At 74.5% G+C, this 21,026-nt stretch carries 20 protein-coding genes and 1 tRNA gene; 11 read left to right on the top strand and 10 right to left on the bottom strand.

The window, feature by feature from the left end; all coding sequences use genetic code 11:
* Window positions 1-10 precede the first annotated feature (10 nt).
* Entirely contained in the window at window positions 11-1,081 is a 1,071-nt protein-coding gene (locus tag ACFQ6N_RS03445; RefSeq protein WP_380646559.1) for a serine hydrolase domain-containing protein, read from the bottom strand.
* A gap of 205 nt (window positions 1,082-1,286) precedes the next feature.
* Between ACFQ6N_RS03445 and ACFQ6N_RS03440 the strand changes: the two genes are divergently transcribed.
* The 8 genes from ACFQ6N_RS03440 (at window position 1,287) to ACFQ6N_RS03405 (ending at window position 11,670) form a co-directional block, all read left to right on the top strand.
* Window positions 1,287-3,599 (top strand): lantibiotic dehydratase, encoded by a 2,313-nt coding sequence (locus ACFQ6N_RS03440; RefSeq protein ID WP_380646558.1) that lies wholly within the window; start codon window positions 1,287-1,289, stop codon window positions 3,597-3,599.
* 74 nt (window positions 3,600-3,673) lie between these two features.
* Window positions 3,674-4,675: an amino acid--tRNA ligase-related protein gene (locus ACFQ6N_RS03435; RefSeq protein WP_380646557.1), complete on the top strand. Its 1,002-nt coding sequence runs from the start codon at window positions 3,674-3,676 to the stop codon at window positions 4,673-4,675.
* A 2-nt stretch (window positions 4,676-4,677) separates the two neighbouring features.
* Window positions 4,678-5,706, top strand: a complete 1,029-nt coding sequence (locus ACFQ6N_RS03430) for a hypothetical protein (protein WP_380646556.1) — start codon at window positions 4,678-4,680, stop codon at window positions 5,704-5,706.
* Window positions 5,697-6,464, top strand: a complete 768-nt coding sequence (locus ACFQ6N_RS03425) for a class I SAM-dependent methyltransferase (protein ID WP_380646555.1) — start codon at window positions 5,697-5,699, stop codon at window positions 6,462-6,464. Before ACFQ6N_RS03430 ends, ACFQ6N_RS03425 begins: the two co-directional genes overlap by 10 nt.
* 37 nt (window positions 6,465-6,501) lie before the next feature.
* Window positions 6,502-8,511, top strand: a complete 2,010-nt coding sequence (gene thrS, locus ACFQ6N_RS03420; RefSeq protein WP_380646554.1) for a threonine--tRNA ligase — start codon at window positions 6,502-6,504, stop codon at window positions 8,509-8,511.
* Window position 8,512: 1 nt separating this feature from the next.
* Window positions 8,513-9,526, top strand: a complete 1,014-nt coding sequence (locus ACFQ6N_RS03415) for an LD-carboxypeptidase (protein WP_380646553.1) — start codon at window positions 8,513-8,515, stop codon at window positions 9,524-9,526.
* 103 nt (window positions 9,527-9,629) lie between these two features.
* The gene (locus tag ACFQ6N_RS03410; RefSeq protein WP_380646552.1) at window positions 9,630-10,892 is read left to right on the top strand and encodes a cytochrome P450; all 1,263 of its coding nucleotides are present in this window, start codon (window positions 9,630-9,632) and stop codon (window positions 10,890-10,892) included.
* 31 nt (window positions 10,893-10,923) lie between these two features.
* Window positions 10,924-11,670: a nucleotidyltransferase domain-containing protein gene (locus tag ACFQ6N_RS03405; RefSeq protein ID WP_380646551.1), complete on the top strand. Its 747-nt coding sequence runs from the start codon at window positions 10,924-10,926 to the stop codon at window positions 11,668-11,670.
* Window positions 11,671-11,781: 111 nt separating this feature from the next.
* Here ACFQ6N_RS03405 and ACFQ6N_RS03400 read toward each other — a convergent pair.
* Window positions 11,782-11,854 (bottom strand) — tRNA-Lys (locus tag ACFQ6N_RS03400).
* Between the two features lie 47 nt (window positions 11,855-11,901).
* Entirely contained in the window at window positions 11,902-12,657 is a 756-nt protein-coding gene (locus ACFQ6N_RS03395) for a DNA polymerase beta superfamily protein (protein WP_380646550.1), read from the bottom strand.
* A gap of 159 nt (window positions 12,658-12,816) precedes the next feature.
* On the opposite strand from ACFQ6N_RS03395, the gene ACFQ6N_RS03390 reads away from it, so the two are divergent.
* Both ACFQ6N_RS03390 and ACFQ6N_RS03385 read left to right on the top strand, forming a co-directional pair.
* Window positions 12,817-13,578 (top strand): SDR family oxidoreductase, encoded by a 762-nt coding sequence (locus ACFQ6N_RS03390; protein WP_380646549.1) that lies wholly within the window; start codon window positions 12,817-12,819, stop codon window positions 13,576-13,578.
* A gap of 107 nt (window positions 13,579-13,685) precedes the next feature.
* A complete protein-coding gene (locus ACFQ6N_RS03385) occupies window positions 13,686-14,390 on the top strand; it encodes a tyrosine-protein phosphatase (protein ID WP_380646548.1) in 705 nt (234 codons plus the stop codon).
* A gap of 36 nt (window positions 14,391-14,426) precedes the next feature.
* Here ACFQ6N_RS03385 and ACFQ6N_RS03380 read toward each other — a convergent pair whose 3' ends face one another.
* Entirely contained in the window at window positions 14,427-14,996 is a 570-nt protein-coding gene (locus tag ACFQ6N_RS03380) for an RICIN domain-containing protein (protein ID WP_380646627.1), read from the bottom strand.
* A gap of 21 nt (window positions 14,997-15,017) precedes the next feature.
* Between ACFQ6N_RS03380 and ACFQ6N_RS03375 the strand changes: the two genes are divergently transcribed.
* Window positions 15,018-15,356 carry a hypothetical protein gene (locus ACFQ6N_RS03375; protein ID WP_380646547.1) on the top strand — a complete coding sequence of 113 codons (339 nt, stop codon included), beginning with the start codon at window positions 15,018-15,020 and terminating at the stop codon, window positions 15,354-15,356.
* A gap of 36 nt (window positions 15,357-15,392) precedes the next feature.
* Here ACFQ6N_RS03375 and ACFQ6N_RS03370 read toward each other — a convergent pair whose 3' ends face one another.
* From ACFQ6N_RS03370 to crcB (ACFQ6N_RS03345), 6 genes are all read right to left on the bottom strand, one after another.
* A complete protein-coding gene (locus ACFQ6N_RS03370) occupies window positions 15,393-16,226 on the bottom strand; it encodes a TIGR02452 family protein (RefSeq protein ID WP_380646545.1) in 834 nt (277 codons plus the stop codon).
* Between the two features lie 195 nt (window positions 16,227-16,421).
* Entirely contained in the window at window positions 16,422-18,632 is a 2,211-nt protein-coding gene (locus tag ACFQ6N_RS03365) for a DEAD/DEAH box helicase (protein ID WP_380646543.1), read from the bottom strand.
* 196 nt (window positions 18,633-18,828) lie between these two features.
* Window positions 18,829-19,491, bottom strand: coding sequence for a hypothetical protein (locus ACFQ6N_RS03360; RefSeq protein WP_380646542.1), 663 nt, complete (start codon window positions 19,489-19,491; stop codon window positions 18,829-18,831).
* 277 nt (window positions 19,492-19,768) lie between these two features.
* Window positions 19,769-20,143, bottom strand: a complete 375-nt coding sequence (gene crcB, locus ACFQ6N_RS03355; RefSeq protein ID WP_380646541.1) for a fluoride efflux transporter CrcB — start codon at window positions 20,141-20,143, stop codon at window positions 19,769-19,771.
* Window positions 20,140-20,490 (bottom strand): DUF190 domain-containing protein, encoded by a 351-nt coding sequence (locus ACFQ6N_RS03350; RefSeq protein ID WP_380646540.1) that lies wholly within the window; start codon window positions 20,488-20,490, stop codon window positions 20,140-20,142. Before ACFQ6N_RS03350 ends, crcB (ACFQ6N_RS03355) begins: the two co-directional genes overlap by 4 nt.
* Window positions 20,487-21,026, bottom strand: coding sequence for a fluoride efflux transporter CrcB (gene crcB, locus ACFQ6N_RS03345; protein ID WP_380646539.1), 540 nt, complete (start codon window positions 21,024-21,026; stop codon window positions 20,487-20,489). Before crcB (ACFQ6N_RS03345) ends, ACFQ6N_RS03350 begins: the two co-directional genes overlap by 4 nt.

Raw genomic sequence — 21,026 nt, 5'->3', positions numbered from 1 at the left:
GACAGGGCGGTCACGCCGATTCCCGGACCGCCCGGCAGAGGTCGCGCACGATGAGGTTCTCCAGCCGGCTGCCGCTGCCGCCCGGCGGCACCACGCTGCTGGAGAGGAAGGAGACCGCAAGGTCCCGGTCGAGGTCGGCGACGACCATGCCGCAGCCGTAGGCGGTGTGCCCGGCCACCCGGGCCCCGGCCGGGGCGGAGTACCAGGCCCGGTCGGTGCACATGCCCAGGCCCCAGGCGAGGTCGAGGTCGCCGAAGTTGCGGTCCGGCAGCCCGCTGCGGTGGTCGGCGGCGAGCAGGTCCACCGTCGCGCGGTCCAGCCCGAGCTCCGGGTGGCGCTCCGGCGCGGCCAGGCACTCCACCAGACGGGCCAGTTCGGCCGCCGGCCCCCAGGCCCCGGTGCCCGGCAGGTGCGGCGCCAGCACCTTGGCGGAGACCCGGCCGCTCGGCACCTGCCGGCCGTCGACCCGCTCGAACAGGCCCACCTCGCGCGGCGGTCGGGCCTCCGGCGTGCCGGCCTCGGCGAACACCGTACGGGTCATGCCGAGCGGCCGCAGCACCCGCTCGGCCACGTACTCGGCGTAGTCCTGCCCGGTCAGTCGCCGCACGATCTCGGCGAGGACGACCCAGGACTCCATGGCGCTGTACCAGCCGCCGGTGCCGGGCTCGCCGGTCAGCTCGATGGCGCAGGCCGCCTCGAAGGCCTCCTGGTGGCCCAGCCCCGAGTAGGGGAGGGCGACGCTCTCCGGCCGGAACGGCAGCGCGTGCGACATCAGCTGGGCCAGGGTCGCGCGCTCCTTGCCGCGCACCGCGAACTCCGGGACCAGCTCGGCCAGCGGCGTGTCCGCGGTGACCGCCCCGGCCCGCAGCTGCTGCCCGACCGCCAGGGCGCCCAGCAGTTTGGTGCAGCAGATCCACGGCAGCCGGTCCTCGACGGTCAGCGCCACCCCCGGCTCGACCTCGCCGTAGGCCTCGTCCAGCAGCACCTCGCCGCGTCGTGACACATACAGCTGGATGCCCAGGTGGGTGCCCTCCCCGATCGCGGCCAGGACCCGGTCACGGGCATTCCGTATCGCCTTCAAAACTCACCCTCCGAACGGTGGCAGATCTCTTCCGGGGGTTCACGATGCCAGCCCGGAAGGGCGGGTTCAAGGAGCTTGACAAGTTTTATTGACCATTGAGTCATATTCTGCGTATCGTTCGGGTCGCCGAAGCCGCGGCACCCGGGGACCACCCCGGCCGGGCCGCCCCCGGCGCCATCCATCCGCCCCGACCACGAGGACCGACATGGCCGAGTCGCCCACCGACCACACCGTTCCGCTCGGCGGCACCGGCTGGCGCCTGTGGCGGGAGGCGGTGCTGCGCGGCGCCGGCTTCCCGGCGGAGCGGATCCGCGCCCTGGCCGATCCCGCGCTGGCCTGCGCCGCCGACGCCGCCCTCGCGGGCACGCTGACCCCGGACGGCTACCGGCAGGCCTTCGGGGAGGCGACCGCGCGGCTGTCCGCGGCGGTGCGCGCCACCGCGGGCGACCCGCTCTTCCGGGAGGCCGTCACCTGGCAGAACCGGCGTCTGGTCGCGGACTGCCTGGACAAGGCCGCCGCCGGGGAGCCGCGCAACGCGCGCGGCCGCTCCCATGAACTCACCGTCACCAGCTACCTGCAGCGGTACGCGATGAAGAACGACACCATCGGCTTCTTCGGACCGGTCGGCTGGGCGCGCTGGGACGACGAACCACGGGCACTCGCGGCCGAGTCGGGCGGCGGGGCGCTCTCCCGGCGCACCGTCTACTTCGAGTCCTGGGCGATCGACACGCTCGCCCGGGCCCTCGGCGCCGATCCGGACCTCGCCCCCTGGCTGATACCGAGCCGCTCGGCCGCCGACCGGCTCGGCGAGGGCGTACTGCACCGGGCGGGGAAGGGGGATCAGCCGCTCGACCCGCTGGAGCACGCGGTGCTCGCCCGTTGCGACGGCACCCGCACCGCCCGGGAGGTCCACGCCGCGCTGCCCGACCCGGCCGCGCACCCCGAGGCCGAGGTCCTGGCCGTGCTCACCGCTCTGCGCGACCGCGACCTGGTCACGCTCGGCCTGGAGGGGCCGGTCGAGGCCCGGCCGGAGCTGACCCTGCGGGCCAGGCTCGACCGGATCGGCGACCCGGCGGTGCGCGGGCGCGCGCTGGCCGTCCTCGACCGGCTCTGCCGGGCCCGCGACGCCGTCGCGGCGGCGGCCGGGGACGCCCGGGCGCTCGCCGACGCCATGGACGACCTCAACGACGCCTTCCTGAGCGCCACCGGAACGGCGGCCGAACGCCACCACGGACGCAACTACGCCGGCCGGACGCTGGTCTACGAGGACTGCGTGCGCGACGTGGAGGTCCGGCTGGGCACGGACCTGCGCGACGGGCTCGCCGCTCCGCTCGGGCTGGTCCTGGACAGCGCCCGCTGGCTGGTGGGCCGGATCGCCGACGAGTACCGGGCCCTGTTCCTGGGCATCGCCGAGCGCTGGTCGGCCCGCAGCGGGGAGCCGGCGATGCCGCTCGCCCGCCTGCTGGCCTCGGCCACCCCTCACCTCTTCTACTCCGCACGGGCCCTGCCCGCCCCCGTCCGGGCCGCCGTCGCCGAGCTCCAGGAGCGGTGGGCACGGGCGCTCGGCGAGGCGGACGGGCCGGGGCCGCGCGAATTCACCGCCGCGGAGCTGGCCGAGCGGTTCGCGCGGGAGTTCCCGGCGGTCCGGCCGCCCTGGGCCGCCGCCGTCCACCACTCCCCCGACCTCATGATCGCGGCGCCCGGCGCGGCGGACATCGCGGCGGGCCGCTGGCTGGCCGTGCTCGGCGAACTCCACACCGCGCTCAACACCCTGGAGAGCCGGGTGTTCGTCGAGCAGCACCCCGAACCGGCGCGGCTGCGCGCGGCGGACGCGGCCGACCACGCCGGCCGACGGGTCTACCTGGTCCCGCCGAAGGACTGGCCCACCGTCACCTCACGGCTGGCACCGCCCTCCGCGCTGCTGTCCCCCGAGTACACGTACTGGACGCTCCGCTCGCCCAGCGTCGAACCCACGGGCCCGGTGCTGACGCTCGCCGACCTGTCCGTCCACCGCGAGGACGGCGGGCTCGTCGTCCGGTCGGCGGCCGGCGACTTCCGCTGCGACCTGCTGGAGATGCTGGGCGAGCTGCTGTCCGGGGTGGCGGTCAACAGCTTCAAGCCCTTCGCCGCGGCCGCGCACCGGCCCCGGGTGGTCATCGACCGGCTGGTCGTCGCCCGGGAGTCCTGGTCCGTCGACGCGACGGACCTGGCGTGGACGGCCGTATCCGACGAGGCGGAGCGTTTCCTGGCCGCCCGGGCCTGGCGGGCGGCGGCCGGATTGCCGGAACGGCTTTTCTACCGCTCCCCCACCGAGGACAAGCCCGCTTTCCTCGATTTCGAGAGCCTCCCACTCGTCAACCTGTTCGCCAGGACGGCCCGCCGGGCCGCCGAACTCCCGTCCGCACGGCTCGGGTTGACCGAACTGCTGCCGGACCACCCGGACACCTGGCTGAGCGACGGCAACGGCGAAAGATATACCGCAGAATTCCGCGTCGTAGCCGTCGACAAGACCGAATGACCGCATGACTTTTTTATTGACCACTAAGTCATGACATCTGTACTGTTCCCGTAATCCCTCTGAAAGGCTCAGGAATGAAGCCCACCGCCGCGGTGACCGACCCGGACCGTTTCATCAAGATCCTCGACGACCCGGCCATGCAGCTCCTGGTCCGGCTGCAGGACCAACTCCTCCACACCACCGCCGAGTTCTGGAAGGAGCGCCGCGCACTCAACCTGCACCTGCCGATCACCACCGGCTCGGTCTCCAGCCCGATGGGGCTGGGCAGCGACAGCCTGCCCGTCCGGATCGACCTGTTCGGCGAGAAGGTCTACCTGGCCGACTCCATGCAGTTCCTGCTGGAGTACGGCTGTCGGATCGCCCCCGAGGGCGCCTGGTACCTGATGCCCAGCTTCCGCGGCGAGGACGCCGACAAGACCCACCTCAACCAGTTCTTCCACAGCGAGGCGGAGATCCTCGGCGGCCTCACCGACGTCCAGGACGTGGTCGGCCAGTACACCCGCACGCTGGCCCGCGCCGCGCTGCGCGAGTTCGAGGGCGAGCTGGCCGCGGTGGCCGGCTCCGTCGACCACATCGTCCGGATGGCCGAGACCGAGGTCATCCCGCAGATCAGCGTGGACGAGGCCGTCGACCACCTCCGCAACGACCCGGCCTGCGTGCGCCACGACCCGGCCGGCTTCCGGACCATCACCCGCGCCGGCGAGCGCCGGCTCATGGACGAGATCAGCCCGGTGCTCTGGCTGACCCACTTCGACCACCTGTCGGTGCCCTTCTACCAGGCCTACGAGCCCGGCACGGACAAGGCCCGCTGCGCCGACCTGCTGCTCGGCATCGGCGAGGTCGCCGGCGCCGGCGAGCGGCACGTCGACGGCGAGCAGACCCGCAAGGCGCTCGCCCAGCACGAGGTCGCCGAGGAGGAGTACGAGTGGTACGTCCGGATGAAGTCCGAGCGCCCCATGCTCACCTCCGGGTTCGGTCTCGGTGTCGAGCGCTGGCTGATGTGGCTGCTGCGCCACGACGACATCCGTGACCTCCAGCTGGTGCCCCGCCTCAACGGCCTGACCCTGGCCCCCTAGCCGTGGCCGGGCCCGTACTCCTCGCCCCCGCCCGACGGCGGGGATCCGATGGCGGCGCACACCCCGTCACGGCCCTGCGGCGGCGGATCGCCGACGACTTCGTCGACTCCTTCCCGCAGGCCCGACGGGTGCCCGCGGTGGGCATCTCCTCCGGGGCCGACCGCTCGGTCCACCTCATCGGATCGTCGATCAGCGCGCTGAAGCCCTGGATCCCGTGGGGAGTCCCGACCGGCGGGGTGCTGGCGGTCCAGCCGGCGGTCCGCACCCAGAACCTCCGGACGCTCGGCGACTGCACCACTCCGTTCGGCTGGGGCGGCCACTTCACCAACTTCTCGATCGTCCTCCCGGCCGACGACGGGCCGGTCCCGGCCCGGCAGACCCTGGCCTTCTTCCTGGACCGCTGCGGGTTCGCCCCCGAGGACGTCCTGGTCCGCGCGAGCCGCGCGCACCGCGGCCTGTCCCGGGCGGTCGAGGTCTTCGCGCAGCGGGTCCGGGTCGAGTGGGACAGCCGGCCGCCGGAGTACTACACGCACACCATCGGCATCCCCGGCGTCCACGGGGTGAACTTCAACGTCGCACTGCGCCACCCCGGGACCGGCGAGTACGACGACGTGGGCAACTACATCGACTTCACCTGCGACGAGGCGGAGCACGCCACCGGGCCGTTCACCGAGATCGGGTTCGGCGACACCACCGTCCTGCGGGCCCGGCTGGGCCTCGACCACGTACTGGACGCCTTCCCCTTCCCCGCCGGGCCCACCGGCGACCACTGGGCCGACCGCCATCTGCAGGACGCCTTCCTGGTCGCCTCGGTGCTCTGGACCGAGGGGCTGCGACCGTCCAACCGGGACGCCAGGACCAAGCTCATGCGCAAGTACCTGGAGGCCTGCCGCACGGCCGTCACCCGCTCCGGCGTCGGCCGGACGGAGCTCCGCACGTGGCTGGACGGCCTCCACGCCGCGGAGGGCCCCGCCCTGGCCGGCCTCGACACCCTCTGGTCAGAACACCTGGAGACCAACCTGTGGACCTGAAGTACAAGAACGTCGCCTCCGTGTACGACCTCGTCTACGAGACGCGCACCGAGGACGTGGAGTTCTACCTGGAGCAGGCCGTCCGGGCCGCGCCGCGCCGCCTGGCGGAGTTCGGCTGCGGAACCGGGCGGGTGACCCTCGGACTGGCCGAGCGCCTGCCGCAGACCCGCATCGTCGCGGTGGACATGGACGCCGACGAGGTCGAGGTCCTGGCGGAGGGTCTGCGCGCCCGGGGCATCGACACCGTCGAGGCCCGCTGCGAGCTCATCCAGGACTTCCGGGGCGAGGACCTGGACCTGGCGATCGCCCCCTTCCGGGTGTTCCAGCACGTCACCGACCCGGCCGAGCTGGAGGCCTGCCTCCGGGCGGTCGCGCGGAGCCTGCGGCCCGGCGGCGCCTTCGTCTTCGACCTGTTCAACCCCTCGATCCCCCTGCTCGCCAAGACCGGCGTCATCGCCACCCAGGTCTTCGAGGACGCCGAGGGCCACCGCATCGAGCGCGTGGTCACCGTCGACGACCGGGACCACTTCCGGCAGACGCAGCTCGTCGAGGAGGACTACACGGTCACCACGCCCGAGGGCGAGAGCTACGACCTGCACTGGCACTACCGCACCCGCTACTACTTCCTCGGGGAAGTGGTCCCGCTCATCGAGCGCGCGGGATTCGAGGTCGTCCGGATCGACTCGGACTACCGGGGCACCCCGTACGGCGACGGGGAGTACCCCGGCGACCTCGTGTTCCACCTCGTGCGCAAGTAACGACAAGTCAAAGTCACCGCGACGGAGTCACAGAACAATGGCTGAAGCACCGGTCCTGGACCAGGACCTCCACCTCCCCCTCCACGTGGAAGCCGACGCTTCCCCCCTCTCCGCCCTGCCGAAGGACGCCCGTACCCCCGGCCGCCCGGGCACCGCCGTCGCGGTCGAGACCGGCGGCCGGGTCCGGTCGCTGCGCCGGCCGGCCGACGAGCCGGGCGAGGCCCGGGTCCTGACGGCCGGGAGCGAGGCCGGTCTGCGGGTCCTGCGGGCCACCGCCGCGCTGGTCCTGGCCATGGCCGTCCGCGAGGAGTTCCCGGACGCCCTGCCGGCCGGCTCCGACCAGGCCGAGGACGGCTTCCACGCCGACTTCGCCGGCCTCGAACCGGTCACCCCCGAGGTGCTCAAGCGACTCGACAAGCGGATGCGCCGCATCGTCAAGCGCCGGCTGCCGCTCGACGCCTTCCCGATCACCTCCGCCGAGGAGGCCGACGCCGCGGCGGCCGGCAACCGGTTCCTGAGGGAGATCGCCGGGGAGCGGCTCGGCCAGGACGCCCCGAACGCCTTCCGCCACCCGGTCGGCCCGGAGGGCGCCGAACCGCTGTGGACCGGGCTCGGCACCGAGGTGGTCGCCCCCGACAGCGGCTACCTGACCGCGTTCGAGCTGACCGCCTCCTCCGCCGTGTACTGGCGGGGGGACGAGGCCAACGAGAGCCTCCAGCGGATCAAGGGCACCGCGTGGGCCGACGAGGACGCGCTGGCCCGCCACCGCGAGTTCCTGGCGGAGGCCGCCCGGCGGGACCACCGCCGCCTCGGCTCCGAGATGGAACTGTTCACCTTCGCCGACGAGATCGGCCCGGGCCTGCCCATCCTGCTGCCGAACGGCGCGGCGATCCGCGACGAGATGCAGCGCTACTCGCTCGACAAGCACCGCAGGTCCGGGTACACGCTGATCAACACCCCCTTCATCGCGAAGGAGGAGCTGTTCCTGCGCTCCGGCCACCTGCCCTACTACGCCGACGGCATGTTCCCCGGCATGGCGGTGGACGGCAGCGAGTACTACCTCAAGGCCATGAACTGCCCGATGCACGCGGTGGTGTTCAAGAACCGCGGCCGCTCCTACAAGGAACTGCCCCTGCGGCTCTTCGAGTTCGGATCGGTGCACCGGTACGAGCGGTCCGGCACCCTGCACGGGTTGACCCGGGTCCGGAACATGACCCAGGACGACGCCCACATCTTCTGCACCCAGGAGCAGATCCAGGAGGAACTGAAGACCGTCCTCGCGTTCGTGCTGGACCTGCTGCGCGACTTCGGCCTGAACGACTTCTACCTGGAGCTCTCGACCCGCGACGACTCCGACAAGTTCATCGGCAGCGACGAGGACTGGGGCACCGCCACCGAGGCGCTGGTCGCCGCCGCCGAGTCCACCGGACTGGACCTGGTGCCGGACCCGGGCGGCGCGGCCTTCTACGGTCCCAAGATCAGCGTCCAGGTGCGCGACTCGCTGGGCCGGAACTGGCAGATGTCGACCATCCAGCTCGACTTCCAGACCCCGGCACGGTTCGAACTGTCGTACCAGGCCGCCGACGGCTCCCGGGTGCGCCCGGTGATGATCCACCGCGCGCTCTTCGGATCCCTGGAGCGGTTCCTGGGCGTCCTGATCGAGCACTACGGCGGGCAGTTCCCGGCCTGGATGGCCCCCGTCCAGGTGGCGGGCGTGCCGGTGCGCGCCGACGCCGAGTCGGGTCACACCGAGTACCTCTCGCGCTTCCTCGCCGAACTCCTGGAGTCCGGCGTACGCACCCAGCTCGACACCTCCGGCGACCGGCTGCCGAAGAAGATCCTCAACGCCCAGCGGCTGCGCGCCCCCTTCGTCGTCGTGGCCGGCGACCGGGACGTGGCCGCCGGCACCGCGGCGCTCAGGTTCCGCGACGGCTCGCAGGAGACGGACGTCCCGCTCCCGGAGGTCGCCGACCGGATCCGGCGCACCCTCGCCTCCCGCGAGACGGCGAGCCCCGCCGCCGCGCCGCGGGCGGGCCGGGACGAGTGACATGCCGGGAGTCGCCTTCCCCCCGCCGCTGAGGCGGGGTGACGAGATCCTGGTGGTGTCGCTGTCCTCCAACACCCCGTCCAGGTTCGGCCGCAGGCTCCGGCGGGGTGTCGAGGAACTGGAGCGCAGCGGGTTCCGGGTCCGGCTCGGCGGCCACGTCTCCGACCGCCGCAAGCCCGGCGAGGAGACCGTCGCCTCCCGGTTGGAGGACCTGCACCGCGGGTTCGCCGACCCGAACGTCTCGGCGATCGTGTCGGCGATCGGGGGCTGGGCCTCGCACCAGGTGCTGGACTCGGTGGACCTGGAGCTGGTCCGCGCCAACCCCAAGTGGTTCGTCGGGTACAGCGACACCAGTTCGTTCCACCTGCTGCTGAGCGAGCGGGCCCGGCTGGCGAGCATCTACGGTCCGGCGGTGCTGCCCCAGTTCGGCGAGTTCGGGGGAGTGCCGCGGTACTCCCTGGAGTCCCTGCTGCAAGCGACCCGGCGCGAGGCCTACCAGGCGTCCTGGACCGACGTCCGGGTCGACGAGCGGCCCCGCTGGGAGACCGGGGACGGGGTACGGCGGGCCGCGGTGCGGGCCTCCGCCCCGCTCGTGATCAGGCCGGGGGTCGGGCGCGGCGAGGTCCTCGCGCTCAACCTGGAGACCCTCATGTCGCACGCCGGGACGCCGTACTGGCCCCGGCTCTCCGACCGCGTCCTGCTGGTCGAGATCTCCGACAGCGCGCTCGAATGGCAGGCCCTGCGGCTCCTCCACCAGCTCAGCCGGCAGGAGGAGTTCGGACGGATCGCGGGGCTCGCCCTCGGGCGCATCCCGAGCGGCGTCGAGATCGACCCGCAGACGGTCCTCAAGCGGCTGCGCGAAGTGACCGGCGGGCTGGCGGTACCGGTGGTGGCCGACCTCCCGTTCGGCCACGTCGACCCCATCATGTCGGTCCCGCTCGGCCGGGCCGCGGAACTGACGGCGGCGTCGAACGGGCAGGTGTCACTGCGCTTCGGCGCCGTCCGGGGAGCCTGACCGGGGCAACCGGACAGCGGGGCAACCGAACGGCGGAGCACCGGAACAGCGGAGCAACCGAACAGCGGAGCAACCGAACAGCGAGAAAGGTTCACCCAAGCCCATGCCCGGAACTTCCGGACCGGCCCACGAGGCCGACACCGCACGGACGGCACCCAGCGGCGGCGGCTGCCCGGCGCACGGGAACGTCGACCGGCTGCTCACCGGCGACCCCTACCAGGCCTACGAACTGCTGTGGGCCACCGGCGAGGCGGCCGTCTGGCACGAGCCGACCCGGTCCTGGTACGTCACCGACCCGGTGCGGGTGCGGGAGATGCTGACCGACCACCGCTTCGTCGCGCGCGGCGCCTCCCCGCTGGAGCCCGCGCTGGTGGGCGCCCCCGGGGCCGAGACCGTCGAGGAGTTGGAGGCCTTCCTGGGGTGCTGGCCGGTGTTCTCGGACGCGCCCGCGCAGCGCGCGGCCAGCCGGACGCTGCGCAGGTCCTTCTCCCGGGCCCGGGCCGAGCAGCTCCGGCCGGCCTTCCGCACCGCCTTCGCGGACATCGTCCGGCGGATGGACGGCCGCCGCCCGGTCGCCACCTTCGCCCGTCCGGTGAGCGAGGCGATGCTCTCCCTCCTGCTGCGGCTGCCCGCCGAGGAGGTGGAGCGGCTCCGCGCGATGACCGCGCCGACCATCGGCTACCTGTCCAACGACGGTCAGGACATCGGGATGGCGCGGGCCGCCCTGGACCGGCTCGCGGAACTGGAGGAGTGGCTGGCCGCACGCGGCCGCAGCGGAGCGGACTGGCTGCTGAACGAGCTGACCGCGGCCGGGGTGCGGCTGTCCGGGCGCGAACTGGCCGCCGTCTACATGCAGATCGTCACCGGGGCCCTGGACCCCACCTCCCACGCGCTGACCGGCGCGCTGCGCTCGCTCCGGCACCTGCCGCGGGCCCAGGAGGCGGCCGGCGCCGGCGACTTCGCCGGACTGGTCGACCTGTGCCTGGGCCGGGACACCGGGTTCCACTTCGCGCCCCGCCGCTCCGGCTGCCCGATCGACTTCGGCGGCCGGCGGATCGGGGCGGGGGAACGGGTCGTCGGCGTGCTGGCCTGGGCCGCCGCGGTCGAAACCCCGGCCGATGACACCCCGGCCAAAGACGCCCCGGCCGACGACGCCCCGGCCTCGGCGCACTCCCCGCGGGGCAGCGGTGCCTCACTGGCGTTCGGCCACGGGCGGCACTTCTGCCTCGGGGCCGGGATCGCCCAGGTGGCACTGGAGGAGGCGTTGCGGAGCGTCCTCGTCCACGGCGGGCCGGCCGGGCCGGACATCGACTCGGTCGAGCGGCTCCCGGCCCTGGGCGCCTCCGTCTACCGGGACGCGGTGTGACGGCCCGGTCCTTCCGTGGCACCGTGGTCGGATGCGACACGATCCGATCGATCAAGCACGACGTCTCGTCCAGGAGCGGTTCCCCGGCGCCCTCGCCGTGGTCCTGGCGGGATCGACCGTCTCGGGACGGGCGACCGCGAGCAGTGACCTGGACCTCGCCGTCCTGGTCGCCAGCGGCGGCGAGACCTACCGGGAGACGCTCCACTTCGAGGGACGGGTCGTGGAGCTCTTCGTCCACACCCGGGCCGGGCTCCGCGACCTCTTCGCGGTGGACGCCGACACCCGCCGGGCGGTCCTGCAGAGCATGTACGCCACCGGCCTGGTCCTGGTCGACGTGGACGGCGAGGCCGGGCGCGCCCGGGCGCTGGCGGAGGAGGACCTCCGCCGCGGCCCGGCCGCGCTCGGACCGGACGTCGTCGAGACCAAGCGCTACGGCCTGACCGACGCCCTGGACGACCTGCGCGACGCGACCGATCCGTTCGAACGGCTGGCTGTCGCCGGGTTCGTCGTCACCACCGCCGCCGACCTGCTGTGCGACCACCACCGGGCCTGGACGGGCAGCGGCAAGTGGCTTCCGCGCCGCCTGCTGGAGGCCGACCCCTCGCGCGGCACCGCCCTGCTGGAGGCCCACGCCCGGCTGGGCGCCTCACAGGACCCGGCACCACTGGTCGAGGCGGCCTCGGAGATCCTCGACCTCGCCGGCGGCCCGCTCCGCGGGGGCTACCGCCGGGTCTGGCAGGGCGTCATCGAGTCCGTCGCCACCGGCGCCGGCCGCTGAACCGCGACACCCGACACGCGACACGCGTCGTCCGCCGGGCGCCGGGCACCGTCCGGCGTCCGGCAACGGAAAGAGCCAGGTCGGCTGCGGCCTGACCTGGCTCTTCGTCGGTGGGGCACCAGGGGCTCGAACCCTGAACCTACGGATTAAAAGTCCGCAGCTCTGCCAATTGAGCTAGTGCCCCGAGGCCCTTGGTCCCGTTGGTGCCTGGTGGGGAGGGCCACGGCGATCCTACCCGGTGGGGCCCACGGCTCCGCCAGTGGATTGCGCGGACGCGCCGGAACCGTGGAGCGCTTCTCGAGGCGGTGTGTAGTGCGCGGCCCGGACCCGTCGGAGCCAGTCCTCGACGGGGCGCGGGTCGGGAGCGGCGGGCAGGACGCCGGGGCCGGCCAGGCGGTCGGCGGCGTCGGCGAGCAACGACTCGGCGACGGCGGGGCGGTCGGCGATGCGTTCGCCGAGGTCGCGGATCCGTTCGGGGTCGGGCAGCCGGATCAGGTTGCGGCCGGTCTCGTGCAGGCGGACGGCCTGCTCGACCAGCCGGACGAGGTGCCGGGCGTGCTTGGCGGCGCGGCGCCGGGTGTCCGGGTCGGCGGTGTCGCGGGTCAGCAGCTTGCGGAACTGCTGGTCGGCGTAGCCGAGATAGGCGTTCCGGACGGCCGTCGCGCTGAGGAAGGCGGTGCGGATGCCGATCAGTTCCTCGCCGAGCGGCGTGCGGGTCTCGTACAGCCCGTCCGGCAGCCAGACGAGTTCGGAGGCGGTCGGGTTGCAGCCCAGCGCGAGCCGGCACCACTTGGCGGCCTCGTGCAGGGTGACGTCCGGCGCGGTGCCGACGTGCGACTCGGCCGGGCGGTGCAGGCCGTGCAACTCCTCGGTGGGGACGGCGAACAGGCCCAGCCGGTCGATGTCGGAACCGGCGTGCGCGAAGCCGTACGCGGTGGATCCGACGATGCCGGAGAGCAGGACGGTGCCGGGGGCGGCGGCGGGCACGGGCGGTCTCCTCCCGGGAGGTGCGCGGACGGGCCGCGGAACGGGTACCGGCATCCTCCCTGGTCCGGGCCGCGCCGGGCCAACGAATTCCGGTCCGCGCCGGGTGACCGGATTCGGGTCCGGCGGTGGCCGGCCGGGCGGCCGGGTAGCGTACCGGCCATGTCGACCACCACCACCGACGATGTCCTGCTCGTCACCGGCGCCGGCCGCGGCATCGGCGCCGCCACCGCGCTGCTGGCCGCCCGCCGAGGCCACCGGGTCTGCGTCAACTACCGTACGGACGAGGCCTCGGCGGCCGCCGTCGTGGACGCGGTCCGGGCCGAGGGCGGCACCGCCCTCGCCGTACGCGCCGACGTCAGCCGGGCCGCCGAGGTGGAACGGCTGTTCGCCACCGTGGACGCCGAACTCGGGCCGCTCACCGGCCTGGTGAACAACGCGGGCACGCTGGAGCGGCAGTGCCGGCTGGAGGACATCGACGAGGACCGGCTGAACCGGATCTGGGCCGCCAACATCACCGGCCCGTTCCTGTGCGCGGCCCAGGCCGTCCGCCGGATGTCCACCCGGCACGGCGGTCGCGGCGGCGCGATCGTCAACGTGGGCTCGGCCGCCTCCCGGATCGGCTCACCCAACGAGTACGTCGACTACGCGGCCGCCAAGGGCGCGGTGGACTCGATGACCCGCGGCCTCGCCCTGGAGGTCGCGGCCGAGGGGATCCGGGTCAACTGCGTCCGCCCGGGCCTGATCCACACCGGCATCCACGCGCTCGGCGGCGAGCCCGGCCGGGTCGACCGGGTCGCCCCCGGCCTGCCGATGCGGCGCGGCGGGCAGCCGGAGGAGGTCGCCGAGGCGATCCTGTTCCTGCTCTCCCCGGCCGCCTCGTACACCACCGGGGCGTTCCTGGAGGTCTCGGGCGGCCGTTGAGGCGCCGCCGGCCGCCGGGGGCCGGTTTCGGACAGCGCCGCCCCGCCATCGAAGCGCCCGCTCCGGTTTCCTTCCGCGCGCCCGCCTCCGCCCGTACGGTGGTGGCCATGACCGACGCCTTCATCGACATCCCCGGTGTGCGCAACTTCCGTGACGCGGGCGGGATCGGCGCCCTCCGCCGGGGCGTGCTCTACCGCTCCGGGTCCTTCCACACGCTCACCGAGGAGGGCGCCCGACGGCTCAAGGGCCTCGGCCTGCGGACGGTGTTCGACCTGCGCAGCGCGTTCGAGCTGGAGGCCTGGCCGGACCAGCGGCACGGCCTCGACCACGAGACCCTCAGCCTGCCGACCCTGCCGCCGCACCCGACCCCGGAGGACGGCGGCGACCGGCCCTGGCCCGAGGACCAGTCCGCGCTCTACCCGTTCATGGCCGAGAGCGCCGGCCCCTCGCTGGCCGCCGTCGTCCGCCGCCTCGCCGCGCCCGGGTCGCTGGCCGCCGTCGTCCACTGCGCCGTCGGCAAGGACCGCACCGGGCTCACCATCGCCGTCCTCCAGTCCCTGCTGGACGCCTCCGAGGCCGAGATCACCGCCGACTTCCTGCTCTCCAACCTCGGTCTCGGCCTCGACGAGGGGCCCGTCCCCTACCTCGACGAGACCGGCAGCGAGCGGCTCTCCCGGCCGGTCGGCGCCGAACTCCTCGCCTCCTCCCTGGGCTGGATCGAGGACCACCACGGCAGCGTTCCCGGCTACCTGCGGCACCACGGCGTCACCGACCCCGAACTGGACGCCCTCCGCACCAACCTCGCGGCCTGAGCCGCCCTTCACCCGCCGCCCTTCACCGGCTACCCGCTACCCGCGCCGCTCGAAGCGCCACCACTGGGTGGGCGCGTCGACGTCCTCCCACTGGTGGACGACCCCGTCCGGGGCGTCCGGCGCCGTCAGCGGCTTGCCGCTGACGAAGCTGGTGACGGTGTACGTCCCCGGGGCGTCCACATGCGCCTCCAGCAGCCACTCCTGGGCGCCGAAGGCGTTGGCCGACCACTGCTGGATCGGGACGCCGTCGTCCGGGGAGGCGCCGGTGACGTCGAGGCGCTTGCCGCTGCCCGCGTTCTCGACGTGGAAGAGCGCGCCGCCCGGGTGGACGGCGGTGAGGCGCCACAGCTGGGCGTCCGTCCCGGCGTCCGCCCCCAGGACGATCCGGGCGCCGCTGCGGCGGGAGGCGGCGGCGACCTCCAGCAGCAGGCCGCTGCCGACGTTGCGGATGAGGTAGCTGCCGTCGGTGATGGCGTCGTCGGTCACGGGTCGAGTCTGCCACCGGGCACCGACAGACCCGGTGCCGTCGCACCGCCGGCGGCCCGCCGCCCGGAGGCCCCGGAAGCCCGCCGGCCCGGCCGGGTTATGGTCGGGAGACCGACACAGCCCCGAGGAGTGGAGTCGACGATGGCGAAGGTCCCCAACGTGCTCGCGGCCGCCGCACCCGCCGCGCTGACCGCGGCGAGCGGTCTGGTCGGCGGCTACGGCGTCGCCCGCTGGACCGGCCGGCGCGAACTGGGCGGCGCGGTGCTGGCGGTGGCCGGCGCCGGGGCGGCCGCACAGTGGCGCCGCAGCTCGGGCACGGGCGCGGCGGCGGCGCTGACCGGCCTGTACGTGGCGGCCTTCGGCGGTTCGCACCCGCTGGCGAAGAAGATCGGTGCCTGGCCGTCGGTCTTCGCGGTCACCGGCGTGGTCGCGGCGGCCTCCACGGCCGCGACGGCGCTCTGCGCCCGCAAGGGCCACTGAAGCCGGGCCCTCCAGCGGGGCCCTGCAGCCGGGCCCTCAGGCCCGGCCCGCCGCGCCGAACCGGGCCTCGAACGCGGCCCGGTTCGCGGAGACCGGTGAGCGGTCCCAGACCGCGAACACCACCCGTTCGAAGGCCGCCCCGTACCGGGCCAGCGCGCCCTCGAAGGCCTCGGCGACCTGCGCCGGGTCGTTGCGGAACACCCCGCAGCCCCAGGCGCCGAGCACCAGGGCGCGCACCTCGTGCCGGGCCGCCGCCGCGAGCACCCGTTCGGCCCGCTCGGCGAGCACGCCCCGGACGTCCGTACCGGCCGAACGCCGGTCCAGCTGACCGGCGTTGGGCGCGGGCGAGGTCAGGAAGGTGACCGGGTAGGGGCGCGCCAGCAGGTCCCCGCGGCCGTCCCGGATCACCGGCACGTCCGGCGAGACGATCACCCGGTGGCTGTACCGGAGGTCGGTGGAGGCGCGGTGCGCCTCGTAGTAGTCCGGCGCCTCCAGCAGGCAGCTGTACAGCAGCGCGCTGCGGCACAGGTCCTCCTCCTGGGCGCGGGCGCCGCGCAGGTAGCCGCCGCCGGGGTTGCGCGCGGAGGCGAAGTTCAGCACCCCGACCGGTCCGGCCCCGGCCTCGACCAGCCGCCGGGCGGCCCCGATGCTGCCCTCGGCCGTGACCTCGACGCCCGCACGGGGCCCCGCCCCCGGCCCGCCGGCCGCCACCAGCGCGTCCAGCGCCTGCGGCGGGTACGAGACCGTGCCGGCCCGCGCCGCCGTCGACTCCGGCCCCACCCGGACGAGTTCACCACCGGCCGTCCGGTACTCCCCCCGCCCGGCGATCTCCTCGTTCACCCGTGCCACTTCGTGCAGTCTGCTGCTCATGTCCGGGACGCTACGGGACTACCGCGCCCGACCGCCACAGGTTATTCTCACTTCCAGAACAACACCTCGGGGGGAGCACGACGAGGTGTCGGGGGGTATCGGGGGAACGCGAAGGGCCCGCTCCGGGGGACGGAGCGGGCCCTTCGTTACGTACGGTTCAGCCGGTCCGGCGGCCTACGGCCTACCGGTGCGGCGTCAGTTCTTCCAGCGCGGCTTGCGGTCGTCGCGGTTGAAGCCGCCACGCTCGCCGCCGAAGCCGCCGCGCTCGCCGCCACGGTCACGGTTGAAGCCACCGGACTGCGGACGGCCGCCGGAGCGGTGGTCGTCGCGGCGCGAGAACGGACGGCTGGTGCTGGCACCGCGCTCGTCACGGTCGCGGCCGAAGGCCGGACGGTCACCGAAGGAGCGGGCCGGACGGTCACCGAAGCCGCCGCGCTCGCCGCCGCGGTCGCGGTTGAAGCCGCCACGGTCGCCACCGCGGTCGCCGCCACGGTCACGGTCGAAGCCACCCGAGCGACGGTCGTCACGGCCGCCGAAGCCGCCGCGCTCGCCACCGCGGTCGCGGTTGAAGCCGCCACGGTCGCCGCCACGGTCGCGGTCGAAGCCGCCCGAACGACGGTCGTCACGGTCACGGTTGAAGCCGCCGCGCTCGCCACCGCGGTCACGGTTGAAGCCGCCACGGTCGCCACCGCGGTCGCCGCCACGGTCGCGGTCGAAGCCGCCCGAGCGACGGTCGTCACGGTCACGGTCACGGCCGAAGGCCGGACGCTCGGTGCGCGCCTCGCGGTACGAGGGGGTGCGCTCCTCGGCCTGCGGGGCGGCGGCCGGGGCCTCGGAGGCGGCCGGGGCGGCCTCGGTCGACTCGGCGGTCTCCTCGGCGGCGGCCGGCTCCTCGTCCTCGATGCCCAGGTCGGCCCGCTCGCGCGCCGCACGGGCGGAGAGGCGGTCGGCCTCCTCGCGCAGCTCGGTGGCGCGGCGCTGCGCGCGCTCCAGCTGGCGGGTCATGTCGGCGAGCTCGCGCTCGGCGGCACCGGCGATGTTGGCGGCGCTCTCGGCCTGGACCTCGGTCAGCGAGCGGGCGCCGGTGATCCGGGCGACCTCCGCGTCGAAGGCGTGGTCGAGGATGTGGCGGCTGGCGTCGACGCCCGCGTCCTCCATCAGGCGGAACACGCCGCGGCGCTGGTGCGGCAGCACCAGGGTGACGACGGCGCCGGAGCGGCCGGCACGCGCGGTGCGGCCGGAGCGGTGCAGGTAGTCCTTGTGGTCGCCGGCCGGGTCCACGTTGAGGACCAGGTCGATGCCGTCGACGTGGATGCCGCGGGCGGCGACGTCGGTGGCGACGACGACGTTGACGTAGCCGTCCTTGAAGTCGCCGAGGACGCGGGTACGGGCGCCCTGGGTCATGCCGCCGTGCAGCGCGTCGGCCTTCACGCCGGCCTCGATGAGCTGCTCGGCGACGCGGTCGGCGCCCATCTGGGTGCGGACGAAGATGATCGTGCGGCCCTTGCGGGCGGCGATCGCGTTGGTGATCGGCGCCTTGTCCTTGGGCTTCACCACGAGGATGTGGTGGGTCATGGTGGTGACGGCGCCGGCCGACGGGTCGACCTCGTGGGTGACCGGGTTCTTCAGGTAGCGCTTCACCAGGGTGTCGATCTCGTTCTCCAGGGTGGCGGAGAACAGCAGGCGCTGGCCGCCGGCCGGCACCTGGTCGAGGATCTCGGTGACCTCGGGCAGGAAGCCCATGTCGGCCATCTGGTCGGCCTCGTCGAGCACGACGGTGCGGACGTCGCCGAGCTTGGCGCTGCCGCGGTTCAGCAGGTCGCGCAGACGGCCGGGGGTGGCGACGAGGACGTCGACGCCGCGCTCCAGCGCGTAGATCTGGTTCGACATCGAGGTGCCGCCGCAGACGACCTTGAGCTTGAGGCCGAGCACCGAGCCGAACGGCTCCAGGGCGTCGGCGACCTGCATGGCCAGCTCGCGGGTCGGGACCAGGATCAGGCCGCGCGGGTGCTTGGGCTTGGTGCGCTCGCCGTCGGCGAGGCGGGTCAGCAGCGGCAGGCCGAAGCTGAGGGTCTTGCCGGAGCCGGTGCGGCCACGGCCCAGCACGTCCTTGCCGGCCAGGGCGTCCGGGATGGTCGCGGCCTGGATCGGGAACGGGGTGGTGACGCCGCGCTTGGCGAGGGCGCGCACGACGTCGTCGTGCAGGCCCAGGTCGCCGAAGGTGATGGTCGGCTCGGCGGCCGCCTCCTCGGTGGCCTCCTCGGCCTCGGCGATCACCTCGTCCGGGGCGGTGTCGGGGGCGGTACCGAGGGTGTCGACGGTGGTGTCGGTGTCGACGGTGTCGGTGACATCGGCGGCGGCCTCGTTCGCGGGCATGGCGAAGCGGGCGTCGTCAACGAGAGACATGCAAAACCTTCCGGAAGTGGCACGCGCCAAAGTCCGGGGGTTCTGTTTCACAACCGCCTCTATGCGGTCAGCCACGGATCGCCGGAACGCGCCAAGGGCGCCAGATGGGAATAGGGCGCCAATCAAATGAATCAAACGAACGATCTACCACCATAGAGGAACCTGGGGATCAGAGGCAAATACCCAGGCCAACCCCCTAGTGGGCGCCCGCCCGGGGGCTGGGGGCCGACGAACCGGAGCTGCCGTTGGAGGGCTCCGGGCCCGGCGGGACGGTCGCGGCGGGCGAGCTGTGCTCGGGCTCGGGGGTGCTCGACGGGCGGCCGCTCGGGGTCGACGAGGGAGTGCCCGCCGAGCCGCCGGAGCGGCCCTCGCCGGTGCCGCCCGCCCCGCCCGTACCACCGGAGCCCGCCGTGCCGCCGGGACCGCCCGGGGCGCCACCGCCCGGGTGCGGCGCGGGGCTGGTGTTCACGCCGCCCGCCGCGCCCCCGCCGGGCGCGCCGTCCGCGGCTCCCGCCCCCGGCACCGGCACCACGCCGGCCACCGCGCCGTTCGCGCCGGGTGCCGCCTCACCGGGCGCCATCGCCGTGGCCCCGCCCGCCCCGCTCTCCGCCTGGAGCCCCCCGGGCCGCTCCGGGTGCCCCGACGCGCCCCCCGGGTGCCCGGCTCCCGGCGAGGCCGAGGCCCCGACCGGCGCCCCCGGCTTGCCCGCCGGACCGGCCTGCCCGACCGGCGCCACCCCGCCGTGCTTCTCCTCCGCCGCCGGGCCGACCGACATGCACCCGGTCAGCCCGAGGCCGGCCACCGTCAGCACCGCCGCCGCCCGGACCGCGCGCGAGCGCAGGACCGCCGCATCCCGCATCCGCGCCGACCGGACCGCCCGCACTGCCCGAACCGCTCGTACCGCCCGCACCGAAGCCACCGAGGTCCCTCTCTACCGCCCCACCCGGGCCGCCCACGCGCGCGCGGCCGCTTTCGGTGCCCAACGCGCGCCCGCCCCGGCGGGACACGGGCAGCACACCAGTTCCCCCGGCCCCGGCCGTCAGGGGCACCCCACCGGCCCCGGAACCCTCGACCCCGGCACCGTCAGCCCCGGACCCTCGGCCCCGGAGTCCTCGGAGTCATCGGCCCCGGCACCGTCAGCCCCAGAGCGCCGCGGCCAGCTCCGCCCCCGCGTACACCGCCGCCAGCCCGGCCGCCAGGCTGCCGGCCACGTTGGCCAGCGCGTACCGCCCGGCACCGGTCTCGGCCAGCCGCAGCGTCTCGTACGAGAAGGTCGAATAGGTGGTCAGCGCTCCGCACAGCCCGGTCCCCAGCAGCAGTTGGACCTGTGAGGACGCCGCGCCGGCCGTCACCGCCCCGGTCACCGTGCCGAGGATCAGGCAGCCGACCACGTTCACCGTGAACGTCCCCCACGGGAACACCGAGTCGTGCCGGGACTGCACCGCCCGGTCGGTCAGGTACCGCAACGGCGCGCCGACCACCGCGCCCACCACCACCAGCAGCCAGTTCACTCCGCCGCCCCTCCCCGCCCCGCGTAGGTCACGACCTCGCACCGGTCCAGCAGCACCAGGCCCTCCGCCACCAGCCCGTCCAGCTGCGGCAGGAAGGCCCGCACCCGCTCCTCCCCGTCCACGATCACCACCGCCACCGGCAGGTCCTCGCTCAGCGACAGCAGCCGCGTCGTGTGCACCAGCGACGAGGCCCCGAAGCCCTCGATCCCCCGGAACACGCTCGCCCCGGCCAGCCCGGCCGCCCGCGCCCGGTGCACGACCTCGCTGTACAGCGGGCGGTGGTGCCAGCGGTCGCTCTCGCCGACCAGCACCGTCAGCCGCAGCGCGGGCCCGCCCAGCCGGCTCACCGCGCACCCCCGCCCGCCGTGGCGCCGCCCTCGGCGGCACCCCGGCGGACCGCCCGGTGGACCAGCCGCCGGGTCAGTCCGGCCGCCGCCCACACCGCGAGCAGCGCGCCCAGCAGCGTCAGCCCCAGGTACGCCAGCGCGGGCCCGGGCCGGCCCTCCTCCAGTAGCCGCCGGACGTCCACCGCGTACGTCGAGAAGGTGGTGAACCCGCCGAGCACGCCGGTGCCGAAGAACGGCCGCACCAGCGGGTGCGCCTGCCGGCCCTCGGTGATCACCACCAGGAAGACCCCGATCACCGCGCAGCCGACCACGTTGATCAGCAGCGTCGTCCACGGGAAGGCCGACGGCCCGGTCTCCCAGCCGAGCCCGGCCGCGTACCGGGCCACCGCCCCGATCGCCCCGCCGACGGCGACCACCGCCACCGCCGGGCCCTGCCCGCGCAGCACCGGCGGCCGCTGCCGCACCCGCGCCGCGGCCTGCGGCGCCCGGGGCGGGTCGTCCACCGGGTCGTCCACCGTGCCCTCCGAGGTCGTCAT

The sequence above is a fragment of the Kitasatospora sp. NPDC056446 genome (genome assembly GCF_042796115.1).
Taxonomy (GTDB): Bacteria; Actinomycetota; Actinomycetes; order Streptomycetales; family Streptomycetaceae; genus Kitasatospora.
This window is presented reverse-complemented; position numbering and strand designations above follow the sequence as displayed.

Coding starts and splice junctions, on each gene's coding strand:
- ACFQ6N_RS03440 (WP_380646558.1), top strand. CDS start 1,287: ATGGCCGAGTCGCCCACCGACCACACCGTTCCGCTCGGCGGCACCGGC.
- ACFQ6N_RS03360 (WP_380646542.1), bottom strand. CDS start 19,491: ATGCGGGATGCGGCGGTCCTGCGCTCGCGCGCGGTCCGGGCGGCGGCG.
- ACFQ6N_RS03405 (WP_380646551.1), top strand. CDS start 10,924: ATGCGACACGATCCGATCGATCAAGCACGACGTCTCGTCCAGGAGCGG.
- ACFQ6N_RS03365 (WP_380646543.1), bottom strand. CDS start 18,632: ATGTCTCTCGTTGACGACGCCCGCTTCGCCATGCCCGCGAACGAGGCC.
- crcB (WP_380646539.1), bottom strand. CDS start 21,026: ATGACGACCTCGGAGGGCACGGTGGACGACCCGGTGGACGACCCGCCC.
- ACFQ6N_RS03370 (WP_380646545.1), bottom strand. CDS start 16,226: ATGAGCAGCAGACTGCACGAAGTGGCACGGGTGAACGAGGAGATCGCC.
- ACFQ6N_RS03435 (WP_380646557.1), top strand. CDS start 3,674: ATGAAGCCCACCGCCGCGGTGACCGACCCGGACCGTTTCATCAAGATC.
- ACFQ6N_RS03385 (WP_380646548.1), top strand. CDS start 13,686: ATGACCGACGCCTTCATCGACATCCCCGGTGTGCGCAACTTCCGTGAC.
- ACFQ6N_RS03410 (WP_380646552.1), top strand. CDS start 9,630: ATGCCCGGAACTTCCGGACCGGCCCACGAGGCCGACACCGCACGGACG.
- thrS (WP_380646554.1), top strand. CDS start 6,502: ATGGCTGAAGCACCGGTCCTGGACCAGGACCTCCACCTCCCCCTCCAC.
- ACFQ6N_RS03375 (WP_380646547.1), top strand. CDS start 15,018: ATGGCGAAGGTCCCCAACGTGCTCGCGGCCGCCGCACCCGCCGCGCTG.
- ACFQ6N_RS03390 (WP_380646549.1), top strand. CDS start 12,817: ATGTCGACCACCACCACCGACGATGTCCTGCTCGTCACCGGCGCCGGC.
- ACFQ6N_RS03415 (WP_380646553.1), top strand. CDS start 8,513: ATGCCGGGAGTCGCCTTCCCCCCGCCGCTGAGGCGGGGTGACGAGATC.